The 12550-nt window shown below is 57.4% G+C and carries 14 protein-coding genes and 1 pseudogene; 6 read left to right on the top strand and 9 right to left on the bottom strand.

Translation table 11 applies throughout. The annotated features are described in order from the left end of the window. Positions 1–748, bottom strand: a pseudogene (locus ASF09_RS19570) (IS5 family transposase); the annotation flags it as partial. Positions 749–907: 159 nt separating this feature from the next. Between ASF09_RS19570 and ASF09_RS04100 the strand changes: the two are divergent. The 6 genes from ASF09_RS04100 to ASF09_RS04080 are packed head-to-tail and all read left to right on the top strand — an operon-like array spanning position 908 to position 6871. After that, positions 908–4744, top strand: a complete 3837-nt coding sequence (locus ASF09_RS04100; protein ID WP_156359171.1) for a hypothetical protein — start codon at positions 908–910, stop codon at positions 4742–4744. Continuing rightward, positions 4744–5055 (top strand): hypothetical protein, encoded by a 312-nt coding sequence (locus ASF09_RS04095; protein WP_060524774.1) that lies wholly within the window; start codon positions 4744–4746, stop codon positions 5053–5055. The genes ASF09_RS04100 and ASF09_RS04095 overlap by 1 nt, the downstream gene beginning before the upstream one ends. Continuing rightward, on the top strand, positions 5055–5825 hold the full coding sequence (locus tag ASF09_RS20080) for a hypothetical protein (protein WP_156359170.1): 771 nt from the start codon (positions 5055–5057) through the stop codon (positions 5823–5825). Before ASF09_RS04095 ends, ASF09_RS20080 begins: the two co-directional genes overlap by 1 nt. Before the next feature lie 47 nt (positions 5826–5872). Beyond that, positions 5873–6163, top strand: coding sequence for a hypothetical protein (locus ASF09_RS20075; protein WP_156359169.1), 291 nt, complete (start codon positions 5873–5875; stop codon positions 6161–6163). Continuing rightward, positions 6156–6383 carry a hypothetical protein gene (locus tag ASF09_RS04085; protein ID WP_060524770.1) on the top strand — a complete coding sequence of 76 codons (228 nt, stop codon included), beginning with the start codon at positions 6156–6158 and terminating at the stop codon, positions 6381–6383. The genes ASF09_RS20075 and ASF09_RS04085 overlap by 8 nt, the downstream gene beginning before the upstream one ends. Further along, positions 6383–6871, top strand: coding sequence for a hypothetical protein (locus tag ASF09_RS04080; protein ID WP_060524768.1), 489 nt, complete (start codon positions 6383–6385; stop codon positions 6869–6871). The genes ASF09_RS04085 and ASF09_RS04080 overlap by 1 nt, the downstream gene beginning before the upstream one ends. Before the next feature lie 475 nt (positions 6872–7346). On the opposite strand, the gene ASF09_RS04075 is transcribed toward ASF09_RS04080, so the two are convergent. The 8 genes from ASF09_RS04075 to ASF09_RS04040 all read right to left on the bottom strand — a co-directional run bounded on the left by ASF09_RS04075 (position 7347) and on the right by ASF09_RS04040 (position 12537). Beyond that, complete coding sequence (locus ASF09_RS04075) at positions 7347–7646, bottom strand: hypothetical protein (protein WP_060524766.1); 300 nt, start codon at positions 7644–7646, stop codon at positions 7347–7349. After that, positions 7643–8308, bottom strand: a complete 666-nt coding sequence (locus ASF09_RS04070) for a hypothetical protein (RefSeq protein WP_156359168.1) — start codon at positions 8306–8308, stop codon at positions 7643–7645. Before ASF09_RS04070 ends, ASF09_RS04075 begins: the two co-directional genes overlap by 4 nt. A gap of 1 nt (position 8309) precedes the next feature. Continuing rightward, on the bottom strand, positions 8310–8831 hold the full coding sequence (locus ASF09_RS04065; RefSeq protein ID WP_060524762.1) for a hypothetical protein: 522 nt from the start codon (positions 8829–8831) through the stop codon (positions 8310–8312). Next, complete coding sequence (locus ASF09_RS20070) at positions 8831–9232, bottom strand: hypothetical protein (protein WP_156359167.1); 402 nt, start codon at positions 9230–9232, stop codon at positions 8831–8833. Before ASF09_RS20070 ends, ASF09_RS04065 begins: the two co-directional genes overlap by 1 nt. 698 nt (positions 9233–9930) lie before the next feature. Further along, positions 9931–10566, bottom strand: a complete 636-nt coding sequence (locus ASF09_RS04055; protein WP_060524758.1) for a hypothetical protein — start codon at positions 10564–10566, stop codon at positions 9931–9933. Further along, entirely contained in the window at positions 10521–11327 is an 807-nt protein-coding gene (locus ASF09_RS04050) for a hypothetical protein (RefSeq protein ID WP_156359166.1), read from the bottom strand. Before ASF09_RS04050 ends, ASF09_RS04055 begins: the two co-directional genes overlap by 46 nt. A gap of 452 nt (positions 11328–11779) precedes the next feature. Beyond that, positions 11780–12112: an endodeoxyribonuclease gene (locus tag ASF09_RS04045; RefSeq protein WP_060524754.1), complete on the bottom strand. Its 333-nt coding sequence runs from the start codon at positions 12110–12112 to the stop codon at positions 11780–11782. Beyond that, positions 12109–12537 (bottom strand): lysozyme, encoded by a 429-nt coding sequence (locus tag ASF09_RS04040; protein ID WP_060524752.1) that lies wholly within the window; start codon positions 12535–12537, stop codon positions 12109–12111. Before ASF09_RS04040 ends, ASF09_RS04045 begins: the two co-directional genes overlap by 4 nt. Positions 12538–12550: the final 13 nt, after the last annotated feature.

Genomic DNA, 12550 nt, shown 5'->3' with positions numbered 1-12550 from the left:
ATCCAAAAGGCGACCGCTGTTGCGAGCGCGACAGCTGACAGGAAGTTAGCCGCAAGCTTGTCGTAACGGGTAGCGATGCGGCGGAAGTCCTTCAGGCGGCAGAAGGCATTCTCGACGAGGTGGCGGCCGCAGTATCGCTGTTTGTCGTAGCGAATGGTTCGCTTCCGGTTGCAGCGTCCAGGAATGACGGGGATAGCGCCTGTCTCCCGGAGGGAACGGCGCAGGCTGTCGGCATCGTAGCCTTTGTCACCGAGCAGGTATCGGATGCGACCGGCACGTTCGAGAAGGGCAGGCGCGGCCTTGATGTCGCTGACGTTGCCCGGCGTCAGCATCAGCGCATAGGGACGGCCGACAACGTCGGTGAGCGCATGGATCTTTGTGGTCCAGCCGCCCCGGGATCGCCCGATCGCTTGCGCCGAGCGCCCCCTTTTGCGCCGAACGCTGCGCGCTGGATCTTGATGTACGTGCTGTCGATCGCGGTGCTCTTTGTCACGACGCCGGCGTCGACCAGCGCAGCGAGTAATTGCAACCAGAACCCCCGCCGTGACCAGCGGTTGAAGCGGTTATAGATCGTCGTCGACGGACCGTAGTCCGCCGGGCAGTCGCACCACCGCGAGCCGACCTTGAGCACGTGGATAATGCCCGAAATCACCCGTCGGTCATCGACCCGACGGGCGCCAGGCTGGTTCTTTGGCAAATGCGGCTCGATCGCCGTCCACGCCTCGTCCGACAACCAGAACAACGCCATCTACCGCCTCCATCGTCACACACTCTGTGAATCAGGAAGCTCCATTCAGATCAATAGACTGATTGGGTTTGAGCCCTAACAACCAGAACAACGCCATCTACCGCCTCCATCGTCACACACTCTGTGAATCAGGAAGCTCCATTCAGATCAATAGACTGATTGGGTTTGAGCCCTAGCGGTGGGCCGGTCAAACAGACGCTACAGGACAGCACGAGCGCGATCTACGAACGCCTGTCCCTCAACACTGTTTCTTGGGGTGCTTGGGGCCGCAATTACAACTCGGTAGCCAAGCCCAAGTTGGGGAGCGATCTGCTGGATAGCACTGGTGCAGTTCTGACCGATGCCAGCACACTCAACAAGAACCAGCAGTGGACTGACGTGGGCGGCACTGGCAAGCCCTCTGACAATGCGGGCACCTCTGTCACGTTCTACGATCCGCAGAACGGTTATGCCACGCGCGGTAACAGCTTCGGGAAGTCGCAGTTTAATAACTCTTGGCAGGTCAATCTATGGACCCGCGAGAGCTACTACGGCAGCGCAATGGTGTCCGGCGAATTCGTTGGTCAGGATATTTTCATCGGCCTCTCGTTCAACGGCCAAAACATCGACAACTATGCCCAGTTGGAATACGCGATCTATGCTCGTGGCGATAATCAAATCGATATCTACCAGAGCGGCACCGGAATTGTCACCTTGGCCTACGCGCCGGGTGCAGGCGTTTATGCGATCACCTACGATGGTGTGAGCATTAAGTATTGGCTCAACAACACCCTCATCTACACACATCCTGGCAATCCGCAGCCCGGTTGGACGATGTATGCTGGCTTCAACGCTTACGCAATCGGTAACGGGGTCAAGAACATCCAGTTCAGCAGCTTCACGGACAATGCTTGGTCGAGTGTAGGTGGACCGAACCGTCCAGCCGACAACGCCACTGTTGGCGCACCCAATGGCACCTACGTTGGCGGCACGTTGGCCGAGACCGTTGCGGGTAATGCCAACAATCCGGCTGCGGTCATCAACCGCAACACCGTTACTATTGACGGTGGCAAGCTAACGGCAGGCACCGTCGATACGCTCCAACTAAAGGCAGGCGCAGTCAGCACGGACAAGCTGCTGGTTGGCAGCATGAGCTACCTCAATCCTGACCCGGGCTTCCGCGACAACTCGTTCTGGGTGAACAACGGCGTTTACAACGGCAGCTTGGGAACTTCGGCTGGTAGCGTTCCTGCTTGGTATAATAGCCACGGCACCGACATCAATGACGCTATGGGCACCACCAATTACTGTATGCTGTGGGAAGCCTATTTCGGCGGCACAGGACGCCAGCACCTCATCAGTGGACGACGCAACGGCATCAAAGGCGGCACAACCTACCAGTTGAGCGCACTCGGTCGGAATGCTGCAAGCCAGCGCATTTACGTTCTGTGCCGAATGTATGACACCAACGGAACTTACATCGCCGATGCCCAACTATTTTGGGATGCATCGATTGGTAAGGATTACAAGAAGACGCAGTTCGTTGCGCCGCCGAACGCGACCAGCTACCAGTTCTATGTCTTCAACGAGGCTCCCGGCAATAACTGGGGCGGTAACGCCGAGATTGCCGATCTTCAGGTAACCGAGGCTGCTGGCGCGACCGCCATCATGGATGGCGCGATCGTCACCAAGCACATGACGGCCAACACCATCAAGGGTGATGTTATCGAGGCTGGCACTCTGATGGCAGACAAGCTGGTGGCTAACAGCATCACGACCGGCAAGCTAGCAGTCCAGAACCGTCCGGTCTCAGTCGTTGGCATCAACATGCGGATTGAAAACGATAACGTGGTTCGTTGGAACGCGGGTAAAATCATCTTCCCCGACAATAACGGAAACTATGTTACAAGGAGCGTCGTTGCCGGTGCAACAGGCTGGGGCGGCTGGGATAAGCCCGTCAACTTCTGCTATGATAGCAACGGCGACAATCAGGGCTTGGGTGTCTACTACAGCCAGGACTTGCCTGCCTATGCGAGCCAGCTTCCCGTCGCTATCTGGAACAACGGCAAAGACCTAGTGATGCGCGCTGGCACCAGCACACTCATCAATGGCGACAACATCCAGACAGGCACGATTGCTGCGAGCAAGCTGATCGCTGACAGCATCACTGCAAACGAAATCCAAAGCGGTGCAATCGGAGCAGCCGAGATCGCCGCTGGTGCGATCGTTGCGACCAAGCTAGCCATTGGCAGCACAGACAGCATCGTCCCTGACAGCGACTTCCGCGATCCATCGTGGTGGAATAGCGGTATCCCTGATGGCCGTCTTAGCGTCGAGGATGTTGCGTTCAGCCAGTTCCGCCGCGCGCTAGCGATCCGCCCAAACGGCGGCATCGACGTTTTCTCTCCGTTCTTCCCCGTTGAACCCGGTGCGACCTACAAGATCACCATGGGCGTCGACTGCGCCGCAGACTTCAACGGCATCTTCCGTCCTCTGATCCACATGCCGGGTGTGCAGTGGTATTCTCCCAAGTATGGTGCGGGCGTCGATCCCTCGGACGTAAACCCGGTGCTGGTATTCAACGCTGCTGGACAGTCGGAGAACATCGTCAAGACGTTCACCAATCCAAACATAGTGAACGTCAACCAATGGCAGTTCCGCTTGATGGGTAGCTGGACTGGCACGGTTCGCTTCGCAATCAAAATCGTCAGAGTTAGTGATACAACGCTGATCGCCGATGGTGCAATCACGACGCCGAAGATCATTGTCGGCTCGCTCGACGGCGACCGCATCGCAACGAACACCCTCGACGCCAACACGATCAAGGCAGGTTCAATTCTCGCCGGTAGCGTAGTGGTGGGCGGTGCCGGTGCGCTAGGCAATATCGCTACACAGGCCGCCAACGCGGGCAACAACGCTTGGTGGACTGTCGCAGGAGACCGTTACGCCATCACCAACAACAAGATCACCAAGCTGACCTACAACGATTGGGACTACAACTGCTACACGCAGGATCTTTTCCAAGGCTCCTGTATAATGACAGGCAAGCTGACCAGCGACGGCACGTTCATCGGCATTTCGGACGGACGCGAAAACGGAAACTACGGCAACATCGATTATGCTTGGCACCGCAGTAGCGATGGCAACACCTATATGTTCCAGAGCGGCGCAAACGTCGGTGGCATTGGCTCGAATGGCGCAGTCGGTGCGGACAGCGTAAACTTCACCGTGGTTTACGACGGCCGCACAGTCCGCTGGTATCGCAACGAGTTCCTACATCGTGAAGTAGACGCTGGGCCAAACCGCGCGTTTTCCGGCGCAGTCGGCATCGCCGCCCCGGGTGCCTATGTTGAGCGCCTGAGCTTTCAGCCGGGGACCGATAACTCGCTTACCCGTGCAGACGTAACGGGCAAGATCAACGCTGGCACCACAACGATCAACGGTGGCAAGATCACAACCGGCTCCATCGGCGCGGATCAGATTGCCGCCAACTCGATCATTGCGAGCAAGCTGTCGATCAACAACAGGAACATCAGCGTCATTGGCTGCGACTTCCGCTACCAGGATGGTCGTTTGTGGTGGAGCGATGGCCATATCCTCTACACGGACGACAACGGCAATTCGTCGTCGCCCTACATCCCAGCAGCAAGCGTGACGTGGAATGGAGGTTCTTACAACTACATCGTTTGGGACAAGGGCGCGGGTGGGTTCCGTCAAACGCCACCAGACGGTTGGGAGCCTTCACAGAACAATGCCTCGAACAGCGTTATCATGTGCACCTGGCGGAACGGCACCAACTTCAACGCCAACTATGGTGGCACCATCGTTAGCGGTGATCGCATCGTAACCAAGTCGATTGGCGCGGACCAGATCAACGTCGGTTCGCTATCGGCGCTGTCCGCAAACATCGGTTCGCTTGTTAGTTACAATGGTGCTGGTGGTCGAGTGGAGCGCGACGGCAACGGAACGCGCATCTACGACAACAATGGCACTCTGCGTTCCTGGAGCGGCTTCTAATGCTCAGGACATATGATGCAGCAGGTCGTCCAACACTGGAATTGACCTCAACGGTGCAGAAGTTCATGGGCGTCGCAAGTGTGGGCTGGAGTTACACAGGCGGCGCTCAGAGCGGCACGATAAATGATAGTAGGTTCGTGCAATATCCGGGGTGCGTTCCTTATGTCATCGTCATCAGCGGCCAAATCGACGTAGGCGGCTATATGCCGCAGTTCTCGATCAGCGGCACGACCCTCACATGGTCCTACCGTCTTGCCAATGCTCAGACTTATACAAGGCCGGATACCACTTTCATTTACGGTATCTTCTAATGGCAGATTTTCGAGGCGACATTTACGACGCAAGCGGCAGGCTACAGGTCAGCACCAATATGCTCGGCATGGTTTGCCGTCGCACCGGCACAGGCGCAACGATCACGCGACAAGGTGGCAACACCAGTCCCAGTTCACTGCTAGTGGACGTGAGCGGATGCAGTTATCCCGTGGTAGCAATCAAAATCGACAACTACGTGGCGGCGCTTGCGGGTAAAAGCGGAAATTCGACGACCAATCATTGGATTTGTAGCGCGCCGGTTGGCACTGGCTTTACCTACTACATCTTCGATTGGACAACATCGCTTCCCAACAGCGGAGGTATGGAGCGCCGCTTTGACGCCAATGGCCGATGCACCTTCAACAGCGACTACTTTCCCATGTTCACAACCCGCATGTTCGGCGGTGTCGGACAAACGATGGCGACGAACGGGCGAGTGTTTGCAACTGCTCAGGGGACCATGGCCGGTCATAGCCGACGTGGTGAGGCACTTTGCTATCAGAGCGGCGGGCCTCAGCTTGATCCGGACGGCGGTGGCCTCCAGAATTGCAGAGACATTCGTTATCGCAATGATGGCAAGCTGTATGGTGGTGGTGTTCGTCCAGGCGATGGCACAGTGGGCATGTATCAGGTTTCGTGGGATGACGTGCAGGTTAGCGCGGGCAACTATACCAACTACTCACAAAACGACGTTCGCGGATGGGAGTGCCCTGGCACTGTCATGGCGGTGGACGTGACCAACATCCCTGTTGGCGCTACATTTTTCTAAATCGCTTAAATAGTCGACACTTTCAATAACAAGAGGGAGCAAACCCCGTGGCAACTACTACACCAACCGTTAACGACGCAGCAAAGGTCGTCATTGACACCGAAGTCAGCGCACTTACCGCAATCAGCGACGCTCTCACGGTTTTCGACAATGCGCTCGTTGCCGTCCAGCAAACGCTGCCAAACGGCCTGACCCTCGACGCTGCTAGGATTATCAACGAACTGCGCTCACAGCATGGCTATCGCCGTGTAACTGAACTCCCGGCTCTGCTGGGTCGCTACGCTCAGTCGGACACGCCTTCTATCCCGGTCATGCCAGCAGGCACCGGCAATGGCTAACGACAACGAAAAGCTGGACGTTCCAGCAACCGACAAGCCGGTAGTCGTGGATAGGCCCTCGTTCCTCAAGGACGTGCGAAACGGCCTCCTCCATGCGCTCAAGGTCGTATGGCAGGTTCCCGAGGCGCGCGGCATGATCGCTACGCTATTGGTGCGCTTCGGCGTCCCCGCTTCGATCGCTGCTATCGGCATGGCCGTAGGCGAAAAGCTGGCGCAGTAATGAGCGACAACAGCACGGAGGCCGCTCCGCAGACCCATCCACAGGTCGTGACGATGCAGAACGGCACTCCGGTGGTGATCCGCACGGAGACGCAGGTTCCCGTCACGCCGCCCCAGAACAAAGACGCGATGTTCAACGTCACGCAGGCCGGTGTCTATCTGGCCTTCGTCGTGCTGCTGATTACGGCGGTTGTCTCCAGCATGAAGTGGCTGGACGGTAAGCTGGAAAAGCTAGGCGTCCGCGTCTCGGACGAGATGAAGGAAGTTAAGCAGGACGTGAAGGACGCAGAGCGTCGCATCCTCGATGTCGAGCGCCAAAGCGTCGCGCTGGATAAGCGGCTTGCGCTACAGGAGCAGGAAAGCCGCGCCATCAAGGACGGCCAAGATCGGATCGAGCATCGGCTGGAGAAGATGGAAAAGGAAGGCAAGGAAGGCCGCGCCGAGATCATCGAGAGCCTTCGCGAGCTACGCGAAGTAAAGCCCCGCTAAACCCCCGTAGACGGCCGCACAGGGCCATCTCGCCGTTTTGGCGGGATTGGCTGCCCCGAGGCGCGGGCTGGCCCTGTCGCCCTTCCTAGGCAATCCGTGTTACACGGATAACGTCTTTCCAGCTCTATAATGAACCGGCTCGTCCCGAATAACCGCATGCCAACGCGGTTTTGGACAACGCTGGTCGGGTCCCAGCCGGCGCCGCATGTTGGCCATTTGTTCGGGACGCGCGACAATAGCGTTATGCCTATGCCCAAACCCCGAACCCGCGCACCGGCCCGTCAGTCAGCAGAGGTGGAAACCGTGAGGCTTTTCACGGCTTCCGGCCATCCCTGGATGGGTTTGGCGGCTCTAGCGATGTGGCGGCTTCGTTGGCCATCGGCACTCATAACAGCGATTGTCTATGCCAAGCACGCCGTGTTCTGAACGATCGCTTCCTTCAGCCCGCCGACTTCGACATGGATAAGCCTGACTGTCAGCGGCCTCCGAACGTCAGCTTGAAGAGCATCGCGCAGTCGCAATCAGCTTCACCGAATTTCGCAACCCAGAAGCGCTGATCTCCGGAAAACCCCTCACAGGCTACGCTACGGCAAATGTCGTCGTGATTGGGTGTGTATCGAGTAAGCCAAGGGCCGAACACCTCCCGAAAGTATTCCACGTGGCAATCATTCGTGGACAGCGGACGAAGGCTATCATCGGCTTCCCTCACGAAGCGGAATACGAAGTCGGTATATCCGGTTTGCGGCAGCGGAACGCGAACCTCGACATCGCTCATGATGCCTTTACCTTGCCAGTCCACTTGGGCGACTTCGGGTTAGTCATGTGAGGATTGGGTTCGAGAACAACGTCCCATAGCTTGCCACCATCGATGATAAGCAGGTTCGTCATCTGATCGCCATCCCAGATAGGGATCGCGAACGAGCAGCCGCACCAAACATCGTCGAACCATCCCTTGTCGTAGATCGGGGAACCGGCATAACGGTAGGCATGGGACCTACTATCACCCTCGATGATAATTGGGCGCAGAGGCTCGATGTAGTCGCGATATAGTAGCTTGCTGAACGCCTCGTCATTTGCATCACGGCGAGCAGCGACCAACTTGTCTTCTGCACCCAGGATGTTCTGAAAGTCCATGTAGAAGGTCCCGGCTCCGGGAATTTGGATCGACGCTGAACACTTATATCGTTCGTAGAAGACCTGGACATTGCCATGACGAGGCATGAGCGCACCCACGATGTTAGGTAGCTGTTCCGCCTTTGTCGCTGGAGAGACAGGCTCAAGGGCTTCCGCCTGCATGGCGATGAGCGCCAGTTCACCCTTGTTACCGGCGAACTCTTCCTGGACTGGTCGCATGGGTCCGCGCGAGGCAAAGCTATCGAAGTTGCGTTGCATTGCTGGAGGTAGGATTGCACGGATAGCGTCGATTGAGTTTGTCATATTATTCTCCCTTGCTGGCGTTGTTAGCGGCGCGGGTCGCTCGCATTTTGGCTTTCGCTTGCTCGCTCATCGGACGGCGCTTCACACCCTTCTGACCGGCGGTGCGCTTTGCGACGTGTTCAGGCGTCTGAGACTTACCGAGACGCGCGTTCCTGATTTTGTCCTTGGACTTGACCTGATGCTTGTCACCAGGCTTGAACTGGAACAGCCGCTTGCTGTCCTCTGCCGAAGTGATCTTCGCGTTCTCGACGGTCATCGTTCCGCCTCGGACCAAGGCGTCACGGCTCACCCAGCTACAAACTGGGCGAAATGTATTCTTCATGTAGAAGTCGATCACCTTTGGGCCTTGGTCGATCTTCTGACCCATAGACCGGATGCGGTGATTGCTCCAGAGGCTCAGATACTCATCGAACGTCATCGTAACCGTGATATCGTTCTGCTTCTTCTGGTATCGGATGGTGGTTTGGAACTCCCGTTCGAGTAGTTCCAGAACGTCCGGTCGGACTGCCTCGCGCTTAGCCATTACGCTGCACCCCCGAAGGTCAGCTTGAATAGCAGAGACACATCTATGTCATCGAAAACGACTGAAAGCACGTAGCCGTAGGTAATGCTCTCCCCGCCAATCAGCCTTGTGGCGAGGCTTTCAGGTGCAGCCTTCGAACGATAGTTCGCCGTGATCCGGTATGGCTTTCCACACTTCCTTAGCCACTCCATTGCACCTACTGGCATGGCTCCAGCTGGCATTGGACTTAAAATTCCTGCTGGAACATGAGCGCGCGCTCCATGATCGCTGAACAATTTGTATTCCACATCGAAGATCGTCGGGAACGCACGTGCGGGGTTTTCAAACTGCTCGAAAACCGTTTTCAGGACTACGTTGCCGTAGGATTCGCGCTTGCTACCAAGTTCAACTGCATAGGACATATATCGTGCTCCAAATAGAAAGAACCCCCGGAGAGCACGACCAATCCGGGGGTTCCGCGTTAATCCCACTAGGATGGGAAACTGAAACTCTTAAGGCGCTATAACGTCGTGCTCGTTGCAGCCGATCTATTTAAGCGGGTTGGTGTCACACCAAACTACGCACTTAATGGTGGGTCGGTAGCCACCGCCAGGAAACTCTGACCACAATCTCACTATGCAGCCTGAGTTCACATCGCGTCTATATATTGGTGGAGATATCTCACCTACCTTGGTAGGAGCCATATACTATACCTTAGGCAGTCGATGCGACGAACTTACTTCCCTACCTTGGTAAGAGCCATATCTACGATAGTAGATATGACACTTGTCAATGGCAGCGAAAGCAACTCCATCACACCAACTGGTAGCCCTGGCGACTTCTCGCGAAGTCTCCCTGGCCGTCAGCGTTGCTGACGAGTAGTCGTTCTGGCGTTCGCCAGAGCTATCGTCCTGCGGACGGCAATCGCTCCGCTCCTCCCCAGGAGGTGTGTTGGGACTGATGGCTGCGCCGAGGGAAACCCGCGCGCGTGGAATGGAGCCGTAGGACACGTTGACACGGATGCGACCCGGCAATGCCCTACGGCCCCTCCTCAGGGCCGATCCATGTTGAGGGGAACACGGATAGCCCCGAAGCTCTTGAACCTCTGTATGAGCGTCTCTCAGCAGTTCTCGATCACCCAGCGCAGCAAATCCATTTGCCGCTCACGCTCTGGTGTCTCTTCTGTTGGGTAGAAGCGGTGCGGGATTGGTGCCAGTCCAGGGAATTCCCACGCCCAACGCGTCACCGGCGGCATATCCTCGAACCACAGCCTGTCGGTAGGAGTTAGTTTGTCCCATGCGCTTTGACAGGAGTAGACCCAGTTCTCGATATACTCGGCGTGCCAAAACCAGAGCCGGATGACCTCACCGTCTTTGGCAGGCAACGGCTTATCGAACAGGCCCAGAGCGTCGCGCCTAGCGATCAGCGCCTTCACCCTCTCAAGGTATTCCTTTCGGTAGGTGTTCGAAGGATTGCTCTCCGCGCGAGCCAACTCCACGGTTTCCCAGTAGTTGGCGGCGGCGCGCGACATTTTAGGCAGGTGCTTGGGATCGAAGGGACGCTCGGCCCTAAGCCGTAGGGCCTCGTCCTGGGTGGACCGGCGCAGGTCGTATGGTATGTTTAGGGCGATCAACTCGGCCTCTTTAAACAGCAGAAAACGGTCAGCGGTTAGCGCGGCCAGCATTTCGCTGGCACGCGCCTTCCTCGCGCTCACGCGGCGCTCGACGGCACCGAGAGTGCCGCTGCCGCTGTCCACTGATCGGTCCATCGCTCAGTCAAGGCATCTTGGCCTTTAATAATATCGCAGATGTCCAACGCGCCCGGTTCCACGCGAACCAGGAGTAAGCGATACTCGCCCACCTTCCCCCAGTTGATGTCGCTGGGAGCATCTTCCAGAGGAAGGGATGCGATTGCCACGCCACGGGCCAGCTTGCGGTTCGCGACCTTCTCCTCCTTGGACACCGTGACCTTGCCGGGCTTGGCATCAGCCAGGATGCCGCCACTGCGCTTGGGATATGCCAGGATCACGTTATGCAGGGTGGCGCGCGGGAACTTGACCGGATCGGCGAAGAAGATGCGATAGAAGCGCCCTAGGCGCTCGTCACGACGCGAAGGGATGACGAACTTCTCGCCTACCCAGCGGCCGAGCTGCAACTTGGCAATTTGACCAAGAAGTTCGGCATCGGTCTGCGCGGGCTTGGCTACGCCGATTTTGGCGAGGCGCGGATACAGAACCGCCTTGTTAGCCAGCCAGTCGAGCGCATTGTCGTAACCCATCGACAGGAAGAAGGCCTGGTTGTCTTCGGCGCTGTTATACGCCTCCGTCTCGGCGACCATGTTGGCATCGAACTGCTGACGAACGAGCAGCGTGCGCGCTTCCAGGCCCTCGATGTCACCCTCGACCGGGGTCTCAACCCTCTCCACACCTGTGGGTTGATCCGGGATGGGAGAAAACGATGCGAAGCTCACGTCAGACGACGTAGCGGGAATGATGTTCTGAGTAGCAGCGTCAGTCACGTATAGGCCCTTTAGAGGCAATACGCGCAGGCATGGTGGAGTGGGTTCGATACGGAACGATACGACACACCGGCCATCGCTTGCGCGTTGGTTGGGGAATGTCGCTCGGCATCACTCGAACGTAACGGACCTTCAGGCGTCCGCTGCGGGGTCTTCGACCCGAATATGTGGTCACGCTTTGTCGCGCGCCGCTCGCCACACGGTGGTCTTACGCAGGGTTGGTTTGCCGCTTGAAGCGCCGAACCGTGCGTTCCGCCGTAGATGTGGCGCCCTTCTATCAGCCGCGACGAAGTTGTCAAATTATTTCGGAAGCATAGCAGCACTTTGATGGTTAACAACTGGACGGTCTGTGTGTGTGTATCTTTATATAGGAAGACCCCGCCCCACAGATGTGGGACGAGGCCTACGAAATCGGAGATGAGCAGCCCTGGTTGAGCATCCTTAATCGCAATCTATTTACGAGGACCCTGCTCTACCTCGAAGCCATGCTTGTCGCACCATGCGCGATAGGTCGTCTTGCTTGCCTTGCTGATCGTCTTTTCGGGGTTGGTGAACCAAATCTCGATGGTGTAATCGGGATGGGCCTTCTTCACGGCGAGCATCTTCCGGCGATCGGCAGCGTCGAACAGGCCCTTGGCCTCCACGATGCGCTTACCCTGCACGTCGATGAAATCCGGCAGGTAGCTGCATTCTAGGACGTAGGGCAGCTTCACGGCTTCGTAGGCAAAGCCCGGTCCCAGGTCGCGCCCGCACCGCGCTTCGAATGGATTGCGATAGCCGCTCACCGGACGAACAGCGCAGCTTCTGCGGCCCGCCTCTTCGTAAGCCCTGCAAGGGCCTTTCCGCCCGCCTTGTTCCAACGCCCGAACTGCGCTGCCGCCCCGGCGTGATCGCCCGCATTGAGCAGTCTGAGGAGCGTGCTGGACCCCAACGCGCCCACGCCCACGTTGTAAGCGAACGAGACAAGTGCGCCCAACTGGTTCGACGTAACAGGCACGCGGACAAGTCCGCTGACCTTCTTCTCGAACGCATCATACTCCGCAACTAACCACGCGTCGGCCTGAGCCTGAGTGCAGGTGTCTCCCCTCTTTACGTTTGTCGTGCGACCCCAGCCGATCGTCCAAACGCCAGCGGGGCAAAGATAGGCTGCAAGTCGGCAACCCTCGAACTGTTTGATTAGCGGAAGTCCCGCCCTGGATGAGTTTGTCATCCAGTATGTATCC

Source organism: Sphingomonas sp. Leaf242 (assembly GCF_001422045.1).
Classification (GTDB): Bacteria; Pseudomonadota; Alphaproteobacteria; order Sphingomonadales; family Sphingomonadaceae; genus Sphingomonas.
This window is presented reverse-complemented; position numbering and strand designations above follow the sequence as displayed.

Bases quoted from the DNA above. Each gene is read 5' to 3' on its own strand.
- ASF09_RS04095 (WP_060524774.1), top strand. From the start codon at position 4,744: ATGCTCAGGACATATGATGCAGCAGGTCGTCCAACACTGGAATTGACC.
- ASF09_RS20080 (WP_156359170.1), top strand. From the start codon at position 5,055: ATGGCAGATTTTCGAGGCGACATTTACGACGCAAGCGGCAGGCTACAG.
- ASF09_RS04085 (WP_060524770.1), top strand. From the start codon at position 6,156: ATGGCTAACGACAACGAAAAGCTGGACGTTCCAGCAACCGACAAGCCG.
- ASF09_RS04080 (WP_060524768.1), top strand. From the start codon at position 6,383: ATGAGCGACAACAGCACGGAGGCCGCTCCGCAGACCCATCCACAGGTC.
- ASF09_RS04075 (WP_060524766.1), bottom strand. From the start codon at position 7,646: ATGAGCGATGTCGAGGTTCGCGTTCCGCTGCCGCAAACCGGATATACC.
- ASF09_RS04070 (WP_156359168.1), bottom strand. From the start codon at position 8,308: ATGACAAACTCAATCGACGCTATCCGTGCAATCCTACCTCCAGCAATG.
- ASF09_RS04065 (WP_060524762.1), bottom strand. From the start codon at position 8,831: ATGGCTAAGCGCGAGGCAGTCCGACCGGACGTTCTGGAACTACTCGAA.
- ASF09_RS20070 (WP_156359167.1), bottom strand. From the start codon at position 9,232: ATGTCCTATGCAGTTGAACTTGGTAGCAAGCGCGAATCCTACGGCAAC.
- ASF09_RS04040 (WP_060524752.1), bottom strand. From the start codon at position 12,537: ATGACAAACTCATCCAGGGCGGGACTTCCGCTAATCAAACAGTTCGAG.